The sequence below is a fragment of the Microcella sp. genome (assembly GCF_046296455.1).
Taxonomy (GTDB): Bacteria; Actinomycetota; Actinomycetes; order Actinomycetales; family Microbacteriaceae; genus Microcella.
In genome coordinates this window covers 1-17855 of record NZ_JBKBLF010000012.1, presented here as the reverse complement: position 1 = coordinate 17855, position 17855 = coordinate 1, and the positions used below count along the sequence as shown (strand labels likewise).

The window sequence follows — 17855 nt, the reverse complement described above, 5'->3', positions numbered from 1 at the left end:
TGGCACTCGTGGGGCTCGGACGAAAATCGTTCGGACTCAAACGAGATAGTAGACTACCGACCGACTCGATGGGGAGGTCTGATGCGCGTTCTGTTCATCCAGCACGATCACGTGAGCCCGCTGGGCCCGGTCGGCGAGCGCTTCGCCCATCACGGCTTCGCGATCGACACGCATCTCGTCGTGCCCGAGTCTGACTTCTCGGCGCCGAACATCGAGACCTCCTTCCCTGCGTTCAGCGACTACGACGTGCTCGTGCCGCTCGGCGCCCCCTGGGGCGCGTGGGACGACGCGTGCATCGGCCGCTGGCTTCTCCCCGAGATCGCGTGGCTGCGCGACGCCGTCGACCACGGGATGCCCGTGCTCGGCATCTGCTTCGGCGGCCAGCTGCTCGCCCGCGCCCTGGGCGGCTCGGTGGCGCCGGCGCCGCGGGGTGAGATCGGCTGGACTGCGGTGTGGAGCGACGCTCCGACCCTCGTCGGCGAGGGGCCGTGGTTCCAGTTCCACTACGACCGCTGGGTCGTGCCGCCCGGCGCCGTCGAGATCGCGCGCACGCCCGCGGCCTCGCAGGCCTTCGTCGTCGGGCGGTCGCTCGCCGTGCAGTTCCACCCCGAGCTCGACGCTGCAGGGCTGCAGGGGTGGCTCGACTGGGGCGGAGCATCCAAGGTTCAGGAGAACGGCGACGACCCGGTCGTCATGCTCGCGCAGACGCGCGCGTTCGAGGCCGCCGCGCGCGAGCGCACGAACGCCCTCGTCGACGCGTTCCTCACCGACGTCGCGGGGCTGCTCCCCCGCTAGTCGCACGCACCGCACCCACCGCGCGCGCCGCGCGCACCGCGCCAGATCTGGGCCAAATCGGCGCAACCCTGAAGCCATAGCGCCTTTGTCCCCCAGATCTGGGACGTGGCGCTCGGGATGCTCGCGCGTTGTCGGAGCATCCTGCACCGCCAGATTGGTGCCAAAACGGCGGAATGCAAGGGGTCACGCGCCCTTTCGGCCCAGATCTGGGGCAAAGGGGCGCGTGGGGCGCGCGGGCTAGGCGACGCGCACGGGCATGCGCTTGATGCCGTGCACGAAGTTGCTGCGCAGGTAGTCGAGGTCGCCGGCGCGCTCGAGCGTGACGTCGCGCGTCAGCAGGTCTTCGAACATGATGCGCAGCTCGATGCGCGCGAGCGCGTTGCCGAGGCACATGTGCGGGCCGCCGCGGCCGAACGACATGTGCTCGTTCGGGTTGCGCGTCACGTCGAAGCGGTACGGCTCATCGAAGATCGCCGAGTCGCGGTTGCCCGAGGCGAACCACACGACGACCTTCTCACCCTCGCTGATCTGTGTCTCGGCGAACTCGACATCCTTCGTGGCCGTGCGGCGGAAGTGGTACACGGGCGAGGCGAAGCGCAGGAACTCCTCGACGGCCCACGGGATGAGCGAGGGGTCGTTGCGCAAGATCTCGAGCTGCTCGGGGTTATCGAGCAGGTTCTTCATCGAGTGCGTGATCGTGTGGCGCGTGGTCTCGTTGCCCGCGACGACGAGCAGCAAGAAGTTGGTGTTGAACTCGTGCTCGCTCAGCTGCTGGCCGTCGCTCGGCACGCCGTCGGCGAGCAGGGTGATGAGGTCGGTGCCGCCCTTGCCGCGGCGCTCGGAGGCGAGGTGCTTGCCGTACTCGTAGACCTCGATCGCGGCGGGCGAGCGGAACGGCACGTGCTTGAACTCCTCGCTGTCGGCCGAGCCGATGAGCACGTCGGCGTGCTCGGGGTCGGTGTTGCCGACCATGCGGTTGCCCCACTCGATGAGCTGGCCCGTGTCGCTGTCGGGCACGCCGAGCAGGCGGGCGAGCACGCGAATCGGGAAGTCGGCGCTGACCTCCTCCACGAAGTCGAACTCCTTCTTCGCGAGCGCGGCGTCGAGCGTCTTCGCGGTGATGCCGCGCAAGAAGGTCTCGTACTTGGCGACGGCCTGCGGCGTGAACTCGCCCTGCAGCATGCGGCGCAGCGCTCGGTGGCGAATGCCGTCCATCTCGAGCAGCGACCGGCGCTGGTCTTGCATCGCGGGGTCGACCTCTTCGAGGTTCGTGAACTTGGTCGAGGTGAAGGTCTCGGTGTCGCGCAGGATGCGCACGATGTCGTGGTACCGCGTCGCCGACCAGAAGCCGCTGTTGGGCGCCTCTTCGGTCGAGTAGTGCAGGCCGGGCGTGGCCCGCAGCTCGTCGAAGACCCCCCACGGGGCGCCGCCCGCGAAGAGATCGAGGTCGGCCAGGGTGAGGTCTGTCATCGTCGACATGGTGCTCCTGCTTTCATGGGAAGCCATTTGTTCGGATGCTAACGAACTTCGGCGCGCGAGTCGAGCATGAAAGTGGTTTCGATGCGAATGAGTGAGGATGGAGTCCGCGCGGTCCACGCGCGAGGGGAGGGGAACCATGCCGAGTCCGCACACGCTGGCCGAGACCGAAGAGCGCGTCGCCGGCAAGCTCGGCGCCCTGCCCCTCGACTTCGAAGCGATGGCCGTGGTCTCGAACCTCTTCCGCGCCGCGAACGCCACGCGCAACTACCTCGAGCGCAGCGTGCTCGCCGCGACGGGCCTGTCGTGGACGGCCTTCGTCGTGCTCTGGGTCACCTGGATCTGGGAGCCCATCGAGACCCGCCAGATCGCCGAGGAGGGCGGCTTCTCGAAGGCCACCCTCACGGGAGTGCTCGGCACCCTCGAGACGAAGGGCTACCTGCTGCGCGAACGCAGCGACAAAGACGGCCGGCTCGTCAACGTGTCAATGACGCCCGCGGGCCGCGAGCTCATGGCCACGCTGTTCCCAACCTTCAACGACCACGAGCGCACGATCACCTCGAGCCTCGACCCCGAGCGGCGGCGCGAGCTCGCCGACATGCTGCGCGCGATCACGCAGGTGACGGAGGGGCAGCGGTAGGGCATCCGATTCAGGATGCTCGCGCGCCTTTGCCGCGAGCCCTACCGCTCGGCACCCCGGGTCGGTTAGTATCGCCAGAACCGTTCGTATCCGAACGACCCGCGATCGCAAAGGAGCAACCCGCGTGCATCAGGTTGAGCTGGCCGGACTGACCGTCGACACGCGCCACTCCATCGGCGGGCAGCGCGTCGCCTCGCCCGAGACCTTCGAGAGCATCTCGCCCATCGACGGCACCGTGCTCGCGCACATCGCCCGCGGCGGAGCCGCCGAGGCCGACGCCGCCGTGCAGGCCGCGCGCGCGGCGTTCCCGGGGTGGCGCGACCTCGGGCCCACCGGCCGCGGCGCCATTCTGCACCGCCTCGCCGACCTGATCGAGGCGAACGTCGAGCAGCTCTCGCAGCTCGAGACCCTCGACAACGGCTCGCTGCTGCGTAGCCACCGCCGCGGGGTCATGCCCCGCGTCGCCATGAACATCCGCTTCTTCGCCGACTGGGCGATCAACGAACTGTCGCACCCGGTCTGGCAGACCCGCGGGCACGACAACGTCGTCAGCTGGGACCCGTCGGGCGTCGCCGCGATCATCACGCCCTGGAACGCCCCGCTCATGCTCGCCACCTGGCGCATCGGCCCGGCCCTCGCGGCGGGCGACACCGTCGTGCTCAAGCCCGCGGAGTGGACGCCCCTGACCGCGAGCGTCTTCGCCGACCTGTGCGAGCAGGCGGGGATGCCCGCCGGGGTCTTCAACGTCGTGCAGGGCTACGGTGCCGAGGTGGGTGCGGCCCTCGTCGCGCATCCCGGAATCGCCCGCATCGCGTTCACCGGCTCGGTGCCGACGGCGAAGGCGATCGCGCGCGCCGCGGCCGAGAACCTGACCCCGATGAGCTTCGAGCTCGGCGGCAAGAGCCCGCTCATCATCACCGACGACGCCGACCTCGACCTGGCCGTCGAGATCGCCGTCGAGCAGTACGACAACGCCGGGCAGGTGTGCCTCTCGGGCACGCGGCTGCTCGTGCATGAGAGCATCGCCGACGCGTTCGCCGCCCGGTTCGCCGAGAAGGCCGCCGCGATCGTGCAGGGTGACCCGCGCGACGAGGCCACGCAGATCGGCCCGCAGATCCACCGCGTGCACCTCGACCGCGTCGCGGGCTTCGTCGAGCGCGCGCAGGCCGAGGGCGCGCAGATCGCTTTCGGCGGCGGCCCGAACGACGAGCTCGGCGGGCTGTACTACCGGCCCACGCTCATCACGGGCGCGACCCCCGGCAGCGAGATCCTCACCGCCGAGGTGTTCGGCCCCGTGCTCGCGATGCAGACCTTCTCGACCGACGACGAGGCCGTCGAGGTCGCCAATGCGACCCAGTACGGGCTCGCGGCGGTCGTCGTCTGCGGCGATCGCGAGCGCGCCGAGCGGCTGACGAAAAACCTCGTCGCGGGCACCATCTGGGTCAACTGCTTCTTCGTGCGCGATCTCGCCGCGCCCTTCGGCGGCAGCAAGAAGAGCGGCATCGGCCGCGAGGGCGGCGTGTGGTCGTTCGACTTCTACGCCGACGTCAAGAACACCGTCTACGCACCCGCAGGGTGGAAGGAGTAAGTCATGGGAAAGGTTGTCGGCGCCGCGATCCTCGCGCACGTGCCCACCATCATGCTGCCGCAAGACGTGCGGTACGACCTCAACGGCGGCAAGGAGATCAGCCTGGTACCCGGGCTGAAGCGCTTCCGCTCCGACGTTATGGAAGTGCTCGACTACGACACGGTCGTCGTGCTCGACTCGCACTGGGCCACGACCGTTGAGTTCGTCATCAGCGCGCAGGCCGAGCGCTCGGGCCTCTTCACGAGCGAAGAGCTTCCGCGAGGGATGTCGCAGATCCCGTACGCCTTCCGCGGTGACCCCGAACTCGCGAACGCCGTGGCGGACTACGACGAGAAGAACGGCACGTGGGTCACACCCATCAGCGACCCGCACCTGCCGATCTTCTACGCGACCGTGAACCTCTGGCACTACCTGGGCCGCGGCCTCGACAAGCGCTGGGTGAGCCTCTCGGTCTGCCAGACGGCGACGACCGACGACTTCTTGCGCGCCGGTCGCGCGCTCGGCGAGGCCATCCGCGACAGCGACCGCAAGGTGCTGCTGCTGGCCTCGGGCGCGCTCTCGCACACCTTCTACAAGCTGCGCGACCTGCGCAAGCACGAGGCGAGCGACCCCTCGCACATCTTCAGCGCCGAGGCTCGCGAGGCTGACCTCGAGCGCATCGAGTGGATGAAGGCCGGCGACCACCGGCGCATCCTCGAGACCATGCCCGAGTTCAAGAAGGTCAAGCCCGAAGCCAACTTCAGCCACTGGCTGCAGATGGCCGGCGCGACGGGCGAAGAAGCCAACACGGCCAAGGGCGTCATGTACTCGGAGTACGAGAACTCGATCGGCACCGGTCAGGTGCACGTGTACTTCCCCGAGCCCGAGGGCGGGTTCCCGCTGCCGAAAGACGTCACGCTCTCGCGCGACGACTCGACCGAGGTGGGTGCCGCGTGACCGAGTACCGGCGCATCCTGCTCGACGGGGCGGCCGTGCAGGTGGTGCGGCACGGTGACGAGCTGCGCGCATCCGATGGCCGCACGATCGGGGTCGACGAGGCGGTGCACCTGCCGCCCAGCGAGCCGCAGAAGATCATCGCCGTGCACTTGAACTACCCCAGCCGCAGCGACGAGTTCATGACGAAGCTGCCGCCCGCGCCCACGTACTTCCACAAGCCGGTCACGGCGCTCAACAGCCACAAGGGCGCCGTCGTGCGCCCGGCCGGCTGCCAGTGGCTCAACTACGAGGGCGAGATCGTCATCGTCATCGGCCGCACGTGCCGCAACGTGTCGCCGGCCGAGGCGGGCGATTACATCGCCGGGTACACCGTGGGCAACGACTTCGGGCTGCACGACTTCCGCGACACCGACGCCGGCTCGATGCTGCGCGTCAAGGGCAGCGATACGCTCGCGCCCGTGGGCCCTGGTCTCGTGACCGACTGGGACTTTCGCGGCAAGACGATCCGCACCCTCGTGAACGGCGCCGTCGTGCAAGAGGACTCGACCGACACCATGGAGTGGGACATGCACTACCTGGTGGCCGACCTGGCCCGCACGATCACGCTCGTGCCCGGCGACATGATCTACTCGGGAACACCCGCGAACTCGCGGCCCGTGCAGCCGGGCGACGTCGTCGAGGTCGAGGTCGACGGCCTCGGGCGCCTCACGAACCACGTCGTCGAGGGCCCCGAGCCGATCCGCACCGACGTGGGTGCCCAGCCGACCTCGAGCGAAGAGGTCGTCTCGACCGCGCTCGGCGGCGACTGGGAGTTCCGCGGCATCCGCACCCCCTCCAACGACCTCTACCCCTCCCGTCTCGAGAAGTAAGGACCATCGCATGATTCGCATCGACGTCGACATGGACAAGTGCCAGCACTACGGGCAGTGCGTGTTCGAGGCCCCCGAGGTGTTCCAGCTCAACGCCGACGACAAGCTCGAGTACGTGGCCGAGGCGCCCGACGAGATGCTCGCCGACCTCGAGTCGGCGGCCGACGTCTGCCCCATGCAGGCCATTCTCATCACCCGGGCCTGATCCGATGGATGCTCCGCTGCTGATCGTCGGAGCCTCCATGGCGGGCCTCCGCACCGCCGAGGGCGCGCGGCGCGCCGGCTACGCGGGGCCCATCGAGTTCCTCGGCGCCGAGGCGCACGCGCCCTACAACCGCCCGCCCCTCTCGAAAGAGCTGCTGCAGACCGAGGGGCACGGGCACGCGGAGGTCGCGTTCCCCATCCGCTCAGCGCTCGAGGAGGGCGTCTCGTGGGTGCTCGGGCGTGCGGCGGTGTCGCTCGATGCCGAGCGGCAGGTGGTCGTCGACGATGCCGGGGCGGAGCATCCGTACAGCGCGCTCGTGATCGCGACGGGACTGCGGCCCAAGGGTCTGCCGATCGATGATCACGGGCTCGGCGGAATCCACGTGCTGCGTACGCTCGACGACGCCGTCGCGCTGCGCGACGTGCTGCGGCCGGGGGCCAACGTCGTCATTCTCGGCTCGGGGTTCGTGGGCTGCGAGATCGCGGCGACGGCGGCGAAGAACGGCGCGACCGTGTCGATCGTGACGCAGAGCCGCGTGCCGCTCGAGCGGGCGCTCGGCCCGCTGCTCGGCGCCGAGATGCGCCGTCGGCACGAAGAGCACGGGGTGCGGTTCTTCACGGGCGAGTCGCTGTTCGGGCTCGTCGGCGACCCTGCCGTCGAGCGCGTCATCCTCACGAGCGGCGTCATGCTCGAGTGCGACGTGCTCATCGTCGCGGTCGGCAGCGACCCCAACACCGAGTGGCTCGAGGGCTCGGGGCTCGAGGTGTCGAACGGGGTGCTCGTCGACGGTGGGCTGCGCGCGGTCGGCGTCGACGGCACGGTACACCCCGAGATCTTCGCGGTGGGCGACGTGGCCCGCTATGCCAACCCGCTGTTCGACGACGTGCCGCGTCGGGTCGAGCACTGGAACCTGCCGACCGAGACCGGCAAGCGGGCCGGCCACCTCATCGCCGCGCAGCTCGCGGGCGACGACTGCGAACCCCTCGCGGCCGCGGGCTTCGCCCCGCTGCCCTCGTTCTGGAGCGACCAGTACGACGCGCACCTGCTCGCCTTCGGCATGACGTACCTCGCCGACCGCAGCGCGCTCGTGGCGGGGCGCGTCGACGACGAGTGCGTGGTCGAGTACTACCGCGGAGACGAGTTCGTCGGCGTCTGCGGCATCGGGATGCGCAGCGCCGTGCAGGCGTACCGCACGCGCTTCGCGCTGCCGGCCCAGGCCGCGCCGCCCGCGTAGTTCGGCATTCGTCCGGCGCTGCCGGCCCGCCCGACCCTCGTCCGCCGCGCGCGTCGCACGGTTTCCGACACGTCGCACGGAACGCACCGTGCGTGGTGTCCGAATCGGTGCGATGAGAGGCGCGAGGAACCGCTCGGGCTGTGTGCCGTTCGCGGCACATGCCGCGGGAGGCACAATGCCTGAACAGAGAGTCAGATATCGCGGGGTGACACGGGCGAGGGCGAGCGCGGTCAGCCGACGGCGGCCCGCCAGAGGGCGCGCAGCTCGTCTTCGTCGGGCAGCGACTCGGGGCGCAGCTCGGCGTCGTCGACGACGAAGTAGAAGGCGGCCGTCACGGCCTCGAGCGGCAGCCCCGCCCAGCGCGCGTAGGCGAGCCGGTAGAGCGCGAGCTGCAGCTCTTTCGCCGCGCGGTCGGCATCGTCGCGCGGAGCCTTGCCGGTCTTCCAGTCGACGATCTCGACGCTGCGCGGGCGGCGGGCCGCGCCCGGGCCGCCCGACCCGTCACGCACGGGGTCGAAGTCGGGGTCGGTCGAGTATACGGCGTCGATCTTGCAGATCAGGATGCGCCCCTCGAAGGGCAGGTGCAGCTCGCGCTCGACGTCGATCGGGGTGCGCGTGGCCCAGACCGAGCGCTCGAAGGTGGCCTGCAGCGAGAGCAGGGCATCCGGATCGATGCCATCGACGGCCCCTCCCCCGGCGACGGCGCCCGCCGCCGCGCCCGCGAGACCGCTCGCCGCCAGGTCGAGCTCGGTGTCGAGCCCATCGACCGCGTCGGGCAGGGCCCCGACGGCATAGCGCTGCTCGACCCAGCGGTGAAAGACCGTGCCGAGCCGCGTCGCGCGGTACGGACGCTGCGGCATCGGGCGGCGCAGTCGCTCGGCGACCTCGGCGGGGGTCGTGATGAAGTCTTTGAACGACGAAGCGGGCACGCGCAAGGGCACGCTCACGCGGCCGCTCGCGGCGAGCCGCTCGGCGCGCTCGGCCAGCAGCAGGTCGATCTCGCGCTGCCACCCGCGACGATCGTCGCCCCGCTCTGCCGCGTCGGCCGCGCGCACCCGCGCGGCCGCCGCGACCACGCGCTCGCGCCGGGCACCGAAGGGATCGAGCGGCCACCACGGCTCGTCGCCGCTGTCGTCGACGATCGGGTTCTCGTCATGCTGCGGCCCTTCGGGCAGCGCCGAGACGATGCCGCGCTCGGCAAGCTCGCGCAGAAACGGGCTGGGCCCGCGGGGCTTCGACTGCGAAGCCCAGAACGAGCCCGTCAGCAGCAGGCGGTGGCGCGCGCGCGTCACGGCGACATAGGCGAGTCGGCGTTCTTCGCGCTCGAGGTGCTCGCCCACCGCGACGCCGAACGCCTCGCGGCGCTGCAGCAGCTCTTTGCGCGACTCGGCCCCGAGCCAGTCGAAGACGGGCAGTTCAGCGGCGTCGCCGCGCAGCTCGTAGGGCAGCACGCCGAGCCGCAGCCAGCCGACCGTGCCCTCGCGCGGGGTGCTCGGCAGCTCGCCGTCGACGAGGCGCGGTACGACGACGTGATCCCACTCGAGACCCTTCGCACCGTGGATCGTGAGCACCTGCACGGTGCCGGGCTCGGGGTCTTCTGACCGGGGCGAGAGGTTGTCGCGCCACTCGGCCTCGCGCAGCCAGCCGAGGAACCCCGCGAGCGTCGCGTGATCGGCGAGCGCGAGGTAGCCGTCGAGCGCCTCGTGGAACGCCTCGCGCGGCGCCTCGCCGAGCGCGCGCGCGGGGTTCGCCGCGACCTCGATGTCGAGCATGAGATCGTGCTCGACCGCCACCACGAGGTCGGGCAGATCGAGGGCCGTGCGGGTGCGCAGGGTCGCGAACAGGCGCCCCGCATCCCGCAGCCGCTCGAGGCCGGTCGCCGTGAGACTCTGCAGCTGCGAGTGGCCGTCGGGCGCCGTGCTCACGAAGTCGAGCGCGTCGACGAGCGAGACGCCGTCGGTGCGGGCGACGGATGCGCGCAGTCGGGCCTTGACCTCGTCGCTGAAGGCGCGCTGCGCCAGATCGCGGTCGCGCAACCACGAGGCGATGCGGCTGAGCGCGTGCAGGTCGGCGACGCCGATGCGCCAGCGGGGGCCCGCGAGCAGGCGCACGAGCGCGGTTCCGGCGGCGGGGTCGTCGATGACCGCGAGCGCGCTGACGAGGTCGGCGATCTCGGGCTGCTCGAGCAGTCCGCCGATGCCGAGCACGTGCACGGGCACCTTCGCGTCGCGCAGGGCGGCCAGGAACACCGGCTGAGTCGTGCGGTTGCGCATGAGCAGCGCGGCGCTCGCGCGCAGCGGCCGGCCCTCGGCATCGACCGCGTCGGGCGCGCTGCCCGGCGGCGGTTCGGCGACGCGCTCGGCGAGCCACGCCGCGACGGCACGCGCCTCGTCGTGCAGGGTCTCGTCGAACACGAGCTCGATGGGCTCGTCGCTCGCGGCGGGCGAGGGTTCGAGCGTCGCGACGGCGACGCCGGCGCGGGCGGTCAGCGGAGCGACGAGCGCATTCGCCGCCGCGAGGATCACGCGGCCGTTGCGCCACGAGGTGCTGAGCGAATAGCGCCCGACCGGCTCACCACGATCGCTGGTGAACCGCCGGGCGAAATCGTCGAGGTTCGAAGCGCTCGCGCCACGCCAGCCGTAGATCGACTGATGCGGGTCGCCCACGGCCATGACGGGCGTGCCGCCGAAGAGCTCGCCGAGCAGCCAGGTCTGCGCGACGTTGGTGTCTTGGTACTCGTCGAGCAGCACGACGCGGTACCGCTCGCGCAGCTGCTCGACGACGCCCGCGTGCCGCCGCACGATCGAGAGCGCCAGGCTGACCTGGTCGGCGAACTCGACGTAGCCGTCGCGCTGCTTCACGTGCTGCAACCGCTCGACGAGGTCGACGATCGGCAGCGTCGCCGCGAGGGCCATGAGCTTCTCGAACTCGGCGCGCCGCTCGAAGCGGTCGCCGAACGGCAGATCGGCCACCCCGAGCAGCTCGGTGATGACCCGGCGCACGTCGGCGATGTCGGCATCGTGCTCGGCGACCGCGTGCGCGAGCTGCAGCGTGGCCGCCGTGAGCTTGTCGACGCTGAGGTCGAGCTGGGCGAGGCGCTCATCGCGCGCGGTCGTGACGATCTCGCGCGCGAGCTGCCACGCGCTCGCCTCGCGCAGCACGACGCCGTCGGGGTCGCGCCCGATGAGCACGGCGTGGTCGCGGTACAGGCTCGAGGCGAACGAGTTGTAGGTGGCGACGGTCGGCTGCGTGAAGGCGTCGACGACGCTCGACGAGCCCAGAAGCCCCGACGAACCCAGGGGCCCCGACGAATCCAGAAGCCCCGACGCGCTGAGCTGCACGAGTCGCCGGCGAATGCGCGCGGCGAGCTCGCCCGCCGCCTTGCGCGTGAAGGTGAGGCCCAGCACCTGGTCGGGCTCGACGAGCCCGTTGGCGACGAGCCACAGCACGCGCGCGGCCATCGTCTCGGTCTTGCCCGAGCCCGCGCCGGCCACGACGAGCGCCGGCCCGAGGGGAGCCTCGATGACCGCCTGCTGCTCGGCGGTCGGCTCGTGCTGCCCGAGCGCGCGAGCGATGTCGAGCGCGCTGAACCGGGGGCGCATCCGCTCACTCATCGCCCGTCACCGCCCCGACCCGGTGGATGCGGTGGCTCGCCGCCGAGAAATCGAACCGGTCGACCGTGCGCACGCCCGTGAGCCGCGCGACCGCGATGGCCGCGACCGCCTGGCGCAGCCGCTCGCGAAACCCCTCGAGCTGCTCGGCATCGAGCGGCGCCTGCACCGCCTCGCGGTAGTCGCTGCCCTTCGTGCCCTCGCGCACGTAGAGCAGTCGTGCCCCGCCCGGCTCGTGGGTCAGCCCCTCGAGCACGGCGTCGAGCACCGCGTCGAACGCGCCATCGGCGTAGGCCAGTTGGTACGCGCCGAGCTGCGCGTGCTTATCGATGTCGGCCTGCCGCGTGAGCGGACGACCCGTCTTGAGGTCGATGATGCGCACGGCGCCATCGGCGTCGACCTCGATGCGGTCGACGACGCCTGAGACGCGCGCGCGGTCGACGATGGTCTCGAAGCGCTGCTCGGCGGCCACGAGCCCGCGGCCCTCGGCCTCAGCATCGCGCAGGTACGCCGCCACCCCGAGGGCGTACCGGCGGGCGAGTCGACGCTGCTGCTCGGCGAGCCACGGCGACTCGAAGACGAGCTCGCCCCAGCGGCTCTCGATGGCCGCCCAGATCGCGTCGACCTCGGGCTCGCGCGCGGTCTCCATAGCCCAGTGCACGATCGTGCCGATGCCCATCGCGGGGCCCGTCTCTCCGGGCGCGACCGTGTCGAGAAACCAGTCGAGCGGCGAGCGCTCGATGGCGTCGAGCTTCGAGGGCGACAGCGCAACTGTCTCGGCGTCGCCGAAGAGCGGCGCCTCGGTCGAGGGCGCGAGCAGCCCCCACCACGACTCGGGGCTCGCCCCGGGCACGCGCTCGGCGGCGAGCCGGGCCAGCGCGAGCGCTGCCTCGGTGCGGTCGCGGTCGCGCGCGACGCGGTCGTCGTCAACGAGCTCGCGCCGCAGGCGCCCGACCAGGCGGCGCAGCGAGCGCGCCCGCACAGGACGGGCTCCGGATGCCGCGATCGCGGCGTCGAGAGCGGCGACGGCTTCCGGCCTCGTCGCCGACGCATCGTGGCCGAGTGCCCCGGCGCGCTCGCGGCGCGCGTGCTCGCGCACGAGCGCGAAGAGGGCGCTCGGCTGCTCGTCGTCGCCCGCCGTCGCCGTGACCACGAGCTGCCGCCGGGCGCGCGTCGCGGCGAGGGCGAACATGCGCAGCTCGTCGTCGAGCACGATGCGCCGCTCGTCGAGGTCGTCGACCGGCAGTCCGCGCGCGAGCCGGCTGATGAGCGGAGCCCCCAGCAGCGACCCCCGGGTGCGCGTGTTGGGCCACACCCCCTCGGTGAGGCCGGCGATGACGACGACGTCGGCCTCGAGCCCCGTCACGGCCGACGGCGTGGCCACGAGCACGGCGTCATCGCCGCGCAGCGGGGCGAGCAGGTCGTCGCCGACGTCGCTGTCGAGCACGCGCGCGAGAAACGATTCGACCGTCGCGTCGGGCACCGTGTCGACGATCGTCGCCGCGGCCGTGAAGAGCGAGACGACGGCGTCGAGCGCGCGATTGGCCTCGGCCGCCGCGACCCCGAACCCGGCCGCATCGCGCTGCCAGGTCTCGGCGACGTGCGCCTCGCTCCACGCGAGCCAAAGCAGCTCGTCGACCGTGCCTCCGGCCGCGTGCCGCTCGCCGATCGACTGCAGCGTGCGGGCCAGTCGTGCCGCGCGTCGGGCGATGCCGTGGTCGATCGTGGCGAGGCGGTCGGGCGCGGCGAGGGCATCCACCAGCAGGTCGTCGGCCGGGCGATCGCCCTCACCGGCAAGCTCTTCGGCGCGCAGCGCCCGCCGCAGGCGCCGCAGTCCGACGCGGTCGAGGCCGCCGAGCGGGCCGAGCAGCAGCTCGCTGGCGGCCGCGGCGTCGAGGGGCGACCGCCCGACCCCGATGTCGACGTGGCGGATGAGCGCCCGGGCGGCGGGATGCTCGCGCAGCGGCCTGCCCGCTGCCGTCGACTGCACCGGCACCTCTGCCTGGCCGAGCGCCCGCACGATGCCCGGAACCATCGTGCCGCTGCGCACGATGACAGCCATGCGGCCGTACGGCACGCCATCGAGCAGGTGGCGCTCGCGCAGCAGGTCGGCCACGAGCGCGCGCTCGCGCGTCGGATTCGCCGCCTCGAGCGCGACGAGTGGGCCGCCCCACTCGACCGGGATCGCCCGCGGGTCGCTCGCGTCGTCGGCCTGCTCGTCGACCGCGACGGCCTTGCGCTGCGTGCCCGCGGCGGCGGCGCCGATGCGCTGGGTCACATCGATCGCGAGACCGCGCAGCGCTGCACCGGTGCGGTGCACGATCGGGAGCACGATCGGTCGGGCGTCGGGCAGCCCGAGCGCGGTCGGCAGGTGGGCGAGCGCGTCGGGCTCGGCGCCGCGGAAGGTATTGGCGGCGAGGTCGGGGTCGCCGAGCGCGATGACGGTCGCGCCGCGCGCGGCGAGAGCGGCGAGCAGGTCGATGCCGCTCGGGGTGGCGTCGTGGGCGTCGTCGAGCACGACGAGGCGCGGCGGCGGCGGCATGCCCTCGACGGGGTCGCGCACGAGCCCCACAGCGGCCCGCACGAGCTCGGCCGGGTCGAGCTGCCCGGGCCGCGACGCGCCCAGGATGCGCCGGTACTCGTCGACGAAGTCGGCGATCGCGGCCCACGCGGGCAGGGCGCGCTCGCGCGCGGCGGCGCGCAGTCGATCGGTGCTCCAGCCGTGCTCGCTCAGGCGCGCGATCGCATCGCGAAGCTCGGTGCGGAAGGCCGGCAACCGGCGCACCTCGGGGCCCAGGTGCTCGGGCCATGCCGGCCCCGGTGCGGCCTCGGGCCCGAGAATGGCCTCGAGCTCGCTGCGATCGAGCAGCTCGGCGAGGTCGGAGTCGTGATCGGCGCCGCTCAGCAGGCGCGGCTCAGCGAGACCGCCGAGCCGGTGCGACGCCGTGACCACCGAGAAGGCGTACGCCGCGATCGATCGCGCCAGGGGGCCGGGAAGCGCGGCGGGCGCCGCGCCGGCAGAGTCGGCGAGCCGCAGGGCGAGCCGGTCGCGCAGCGCCGTCGCCGTGCGCCGCGAGGGGGTCAGCACGAGCACGCTCGCGGGGTCGAGGCCGTCGTCGAGCACTGCCGCCGCCACGAGCTCGACCACCGCCGTGGTCTTGCCCGACCCCGGTGCGCCGAGCACGACGGCGCCGGGCGTGCGCCGGGCATCCACCACCCGCCGCTGGCCCTCGTCGAGCACCACGGCCTCGACCGCGACCCGGGGCGGCGCGGCGTCGAAGGTGGTCACGGGGCCACGCTACCGGCGCGCGCCGACATCGCGGCAGAGCGGCGGCGCGCACCCCGGTGCGCCCTCAGTGAACACGGCGGATGCCCCGAGAACCGCCGGGTACGCTGACGGTCGTGGACATTCGCATCGGTATTCTCAACAGCCCCCGCGAGCTCGCCTTCGAGACCTCGGAGTCGGCCGCCGACATCACGGCCGCGATCACGGCCGCCATGGAGAAGGGCGCGCCCGTCGTGAGCCTGACCGACAGCAAGGGCAAGCAGTACCTCGTGCCCACGGCCGCGATCGGCTACGTCGAGATCGGCAGCGACTCGGCCCGCCGCGTCGGCTTCGTCGGCTAGCGCCCGCACCGCGCGCAGCGGGTACGCTCGCAGGCATGGAACTGCTCTTCGTCACGGTCATCGGCGCCGCGCTCTCGCTCGGCGTGCGCTACCTCGCGCCCGGCCGCCAAGCGCACGGCCTGCTGCTCGTGCCGCTCGTCGGCGCCGCAGCGACCGCGGCGATCTGGGCCATGTGCGTGTGGATCGGGCTGACCTTCGACGGCGGCTGGATCTGGGTCATCGCCCTCGTCGGCGGCCCGCTCGTCGCCCTCGCGCTCGCCCTGACGCTGCCGAAGCGCCGCGAGCAGGCCGACGCCGAGCTGCTCGAGCGCCTCATGAAGCCGAGCGCGGCCACCAAGGCCTGACCACCGGCGGGCGATGGATGCGGGCTCAGCCCGCGAGCGCCCGAACCGCGACGCCGCCCAGGCTGATGAGCACGACTGCCGCGAGCGCGATCATCATGATCGAGTAGTCCCGGCGCAGCACCACGGCGAGCGCCGACACGAGCACTCCGGCCACCATCACGGCGACGAACACGAGCACGGGAACCCGCACCGCTTCGTCGAGGCCCCACGCGCCGCTCGCCCACACGAGCCCGCTCTGCACGAGCTGCAGGGCCGCGCTCGCGCCCAGCAGGCCGAGGCCCCACCAGCCCAGGCGGGTGCGGGGAAGCGTGCGGAAGGCACCGGCCGGCTGCGTTGTCGACATGGATGCGCCTACGCCGTGAGCCCGAGGCGGTCCATGCGGCGCGTGTGCTCGGCGATGAGCTCGGTGAAGACGGGCTCGATCTGCGCCTCGTCTTTCGAGCGGTCGCCGTGCAGCACGAGGGCCGAGCGGGCCTGCAGCATCGTGTCGCCCACGAGCCGGCGGCACCACAGGGCGAGGCGCGAGGCGAGCGTGGGGTTGGCCGCGATCGCGCGCTCGAGAATGCGGTGCATGGGCCGGTCGAGGTCGCCGGTCGAGAGTGCCGCCGTCACGCGGCCGCGCAGCTCGGCGGGCAGACCGGCGGCGAGGCGCATCCAGAAGTCGGTGAGAAAGCCGATCGTCACGTGGGCGCTCGCGACCTGCTCGTGCCACTCGCCGCCCTGCGTGCGACGCTTGAACTCTTCGACGCCGTCGAGGTGCGGGGTCATGACGTCGGTCTTGTCGAGCTGCAGCCGCTCGAGCTCGGCCGTGAGGCCGCGGTAGCGCTCGAACACGATGCCGGCCACGCGGGCGAGCGCGTCTTTGTCGGCGACGCGCGGGGCGTTGGCCATGGCCGTCGTGAGCTGCTCGATGAAGACGAGGTGCAGCGCGGCGCACTGGCCGAGGAACGAGTCGGGCGCGGGGGCGAGCTCGGCGAGGTCGACGCGCAGCGCGCCCGCCGCGGTGTCGCGCGGGGTCAGCGTGGGCGCCTCGACACGAGGGCGTTGCCGTCGGAACCACGAAGCCACGCGCTCAGCCTAGGCGATGGCCCCGCCGAGACGCGCCCGGCGGCTAAACTGGCGTTCTCTTCTATATAACGACAGGCGACACACCACCGTGACTTTCACTGACTTGGGCATCGAGCCCGACATGGTCGACGCCCTGGCGGCCAAGGGCATCATCGAGCCCTTCCCGATCCAGGAGCAGACCATCCCCCTGGCCCTCAGCGGTCAAGACATCATCGGCCAGGCCAAGACGGGCACCGGCAAGACCTTCGGCTTCGGCCTGCCGCTCATCCAGCGCCTCGGCCTGCACCCCGAGCCGGGCGTCAAGGCGCTCGTCGTCGTGCCCACGCGCGAGCTGTGCGTGCAGGTGACCGAAGACCTCGAGACGGCCGCGATCAACCGCGACGTCAAGATCGTGTCGATCTACGGCGGCAAGGCCTACGAGGGCCAGATCGAGCAGCTCAAGGCGGGCGCGCAGATCGTCATCGGCACGCCCGGTCGCCTGCTCGACCTCGCGAGCCAGCGCCTGCTGAGCCTCGCGAACGTCGAGGTCATGGTGCTCGACGAGGCCGACAAGATGCTCGACCTCGGCTTCTTGAGCGACATCGAGAAGCTCTTCGCGCAGACCAAGCCCACGCGCCACACCATGCTCTTCTCGGCGACGATGCCCGGCCCGATCGTGGCCCTCGCGCGCCGCTTCATGTCGAAGCCCATCCACATTCGCGCGACCGACCCCGATGAGGGCCTCACGCAGGCCAACATCAAGCACGTCGTCTACCGCGCGCACGCGCTCGACAAAGACGAGGTCGTCGGCCGCATCCTCATGGCCGAGGGGCGCGGCAAGACCGTCATCTTCACGCGCACCAAGCGCGCCGCCGCCAAGCTCGTCGAAGAGCTCAACGACCGCGGCTTCAACGCCGCCGCCGTGCACGGCGACCTCAACCAAGAGCAGCGCGAGCGCGCCATGGCCGCCTTCAAGGCGGGCAAGAAAGACATTCTCATCGCGACCGACGTCGCGGCGCGCGGCATCGACGTCAACGACGTCACGCACGTCATCAACCACACGGTTCCGGATGACCACGACACGTACCTGCACCGTGCGGGTCGCACGGGCCGCGCCGGCAAGACCGGCATCGCCGTCACGTTCGTCGACTGGGCCGACATGCACAAGTGGGCGCTCATCAACCGCGCGCTCGAGATGAACCAGCCCGAGCCGGTCGAAACCTACAGCTCGTCGCCGCACCTCTACAGCGACCTCGACATTCCCACCGACGCCAAGGGCCGCCTCAAGGCGACGCCGATCCCGCGCGTCGAACGCGAGGCCTCGCACCCGCCGCGCGAGCGCAGCCGCTCGGGTGGGCAGAGTTCTGGCGGCCAGGGCTCCGGCGGTCGCGGTTCGAGCACCCGCTCGAGCGATCGTGCGGCCTCGGGCGAGCGCCGACCGGCGAGCGAGTCCGCCGCGTCGGGCGAGGCCCGCGCCGAGGGC

General features: G+C 71.9%; 15 protein-coding genes. 10 read left to right on the top strand and 5 right to left on the bottom strand.

Features of this window, described 5'->3' with window-relative positions; all coding sequences use genetic code 11:
- The first annotated feature begins 81 nt into the window (after positions 1-81).
- Complete coding sequence (locus ACK4HH_RS07825) at positions 82-795, top strand: type 1 glutamine amidotransferase (RefSeq protein WP_409650447.1); 714 nt, start codon at positions 82-84, stop codon at positions 793-795.
- Positions 796-1032: 237 nt separating this feature from the next.
- On the opposite strand, the gene ACK4HH_RS07820 is transcribed toward ACK4HH_RS07825, so the two are convergent.
- Positions 1033-2265, bottom strand: coding sequence for a cytochrome P450 (locus ACK4HH_RS07820; protein ID WP_409650445.1), 1233 nt, complete (start codon positions 2263-2265; stop codon positions 1033-1035).
- Positions 2266-2410: 145 nt separating this feature from the next.
- Here ACK4HH_RS07820 and ACK4HH_RS07815 point away from each other — a divergent pair, with 145 nt between their 5' ends.
- The 6 genes from ACK4HH_RS07815 (at position 2411) to ACK4HH_RS07790 (ending at position 7743) form a co-directional block, all read left to right on the top strand.
- Positions 2411-2911, top strand: a complete 501-nt coding sequence (locus ACK4HH_RS07815; protein WP_409650442.1) for a MarR family winged helix-turn-helix transcriptional regulator — start codon at positions 2411-2413, stop codon at positions 2909-2911.
- A 124-nt stretch (positions 2912-3035) separates the two neighbouring features.
- Positions 3036-4499, top strand: a complete 1464-nt coding sequence (locus ACK4HH_RS07810) for an aldehyde dehydrogenase (RefSeq protein ID WP_409650440.1) — start codon at positions 3036-3038, stop codon at positions 4497-4499.
- 3 nt (positions 4500-4502) lie between these two features.
- Positions 4503-5435 (top strand): catechol 1,2-dioxygenase, encoded by a 933-nt coding sequence (locus ACK4HH_RS07805; protein ID WP_409650438.1) that lies wholly within the window; start codon positions 4503-4505, stop codon positions 5433-5435.
- Complete coding sequence (locus tag ACK4HH_RS07800) at positions 5432-6304, top strand: fumarylacetoacetate hydrolase family protein (protein WP_409650436.1); 873 nt, start codon at positions 5432-5434, stop codon at positions 6302-6304. Before ACK4HH_RS07805 ends, ACK4HH_RS07800 begins: the two co-directional genes overlap by 4 nt.
- 10 nt (positions 6305-6314) lie before the next feature.
- Entirely contained in the window at positions 6315-6509 is a 195-nt protein-coding gene (locus tag ACK4HH_RS07795) for a ferredoxin (RefSeq protein WP_409650434.1), read from the top strand.
- A 4-nt stretch (positions 6510-6513) separates the two neighbouring features.
- Positions 6514-7743, top strand: a complete 1230-nt coding sequence (locus ACK4HH_RS07790; RefSeq protein WP_409650432.1) for an NAD(P)/FAD-dependent oxidoreductase — start codon at positions 6514-6516, stop codon at positions 7741-7743.
- Between the two features lie 230 nt (positions 7744-7973).
- On the opposite strand, the gene ACK4HH_RS07785 is transcribed toward ACK4HH_RS07790, so the two are convergent.
- Positions 7974-11345: an ATP-dependent DNA helicase gene (locus ACK4HH_RS07785; protein WP_409650430.1), complete on the bottom strand. Its 3372-nt coding sequence runs from the start codon at positions 11343-11345 to the stop codon at positions 7974-7976.
- A gap of 4 nt (positions 11346-11349) precedes the next feature.
- Positions 11350-14643, bottom strand: coding sequence for a PD-(D/E)XK nuclease family protein (locus ACK4HH_RS07780; RefSeq protein WP_409650428.1), 3294 nt, complete (start codon positions 14641-14643; stop codon positions 11350-11352).
- A gap of 113 nt (positions 14644-14756) precedes the next feature.
- Between ACK4HH_RS07780 and ACK4HH_RS07775 the strand changes: the two genes are divergently transcribed.
- Both ACK4HH_RS07775 and ACK4HH_RS07770 read left to right on the top strand, forming a co-directional pair.
- Entirely contained in the window at positions 14757-14981 is a 225-nt protein-coding gene (locus ACK4HH_RS07775; protein ID WP_255158866.1) for a DUF3107 domain-containing protein, read from the top strand.
- 35 nt (positions 14982-15016) lie between these two features.
- Positions 15017-15325, top strand: coding sequence for a hypothetical protein (locus ACK4HH_RS07770; RefSeq protein WP_409650425.1), 309 nt, complete (start codon positions 15017-15019; stop codon positions 15323-15325).
- Between the two features lie 25 nt (positions 15326-15350).
- Here ACK4HH_RS07770 and ACK4HH_RS07765 read toward each other — a convergent pair whose 3' ends face one another.
- Together ACK4HH_RS07765 and ACK4HH_RS07760 are read right to left on the bottom strand one after the other, a co-directional pair.
- Positions 15351-15668, bottom strand: coding sequence for a hypothetical protein (locus ACK4HH_RS07765; RefSeq protein WP_409650422.1), 318 nt, complete (start codon positions 15666-15668; stop codon positions 15351-15353).
- 8 nt (positions 15669-15676) lie between these two features.
- The gene (locus ACK4HH_RS07760) at positions 15677-16393 is read right to left on the bottom strand and encodes a ferritin-like fold-containing protein (RefSeq protein WP_409650420.1); all 717 of its coding nucleotides are present in this window, start codon (positions 16391-16393) and stop codon (positions 15677-15679) included.
- Between the two features lie 88 nt (positions 16394-16481).
- Here ACK4HH_RS07760 and ACK4HH_RS07755 point away from each other — a divergent pair.
- Positions 16482-17855 (top strand): DEAD/DEAH box helicase (locus tag ACK4HH_RS07755; protein WP_409650418.1); only part of this gene is annotated, 1374 nt, incomplete at its 3' end.

Bases quoted from the DNA above. Each gene is read 5' to 3' on its own strand.
- ACK4HH_RS07785 (WP_409650430.1), bottom strand. From the start codon at position 11,345: ATGCGCCCCCGGTTCAGCGCGCTCGACATCGCTCGCGCGCTCGGGCAG.
- ACK4HH_RS07825 (WP_409650447.1), top strand. From the start codon at position 82: ATGCGCGTTCTGTTCATCCAGCACGATCACGTGAGCCCGCTGGGCCCG.
- ACK4HH_RS07805 (WP_409650438.1), top strand. From the start codon at position 4,503: ATGGGAAAGGTTGTCGGCGCCGCGATCCTCGCGCACGTGCCCACCATC.
- ACK4HH_RS07820 (WP_409650445.1), bottom strand. From the start codon at position 2,265: ATGACAGACCTCACCCTGGCCGACCTCGATCTCTTCGCGGGCGGCGCC.
- ACK4HH_RS07770 (WP_409650425.1), top strand. From the start codon at position 15,017: ATGGAACTGCTCTTCGTCACGGTCATCGGCGCCGCGCTCTCGCTCGGC.
- ACK4HH_RS07815 (WP_409650442.1), top strand. From the start codon at position 2,411: ATGCCGAGTCCGCACACGCTGGCCGAGACCGAAGAGCGCGTCGCCGGC.
- ACK4HH_RS07790 (WP_409650432.1), top strand. From the start codon at position 6,514: ATGGATGCTCCGCTGCTGATCGTCGGAGCCTCCATGGCGGGCCTCCGC.
- ACK4HH_RS07765 (WP_409650422.1), bottom strand. From the start codon at position 15,668: ATGTCGACAACGCAGCCGGCCGGTGCCTTCCGCACGCTTCCCCGCACC.
- ACK4HH_RS07795 (WP_409650434.1), top strand. From the start codon at position 6,315: ATGATTCGCATCGACGTCGACATGGACAAGTGCCAGCACTACGGGCAG.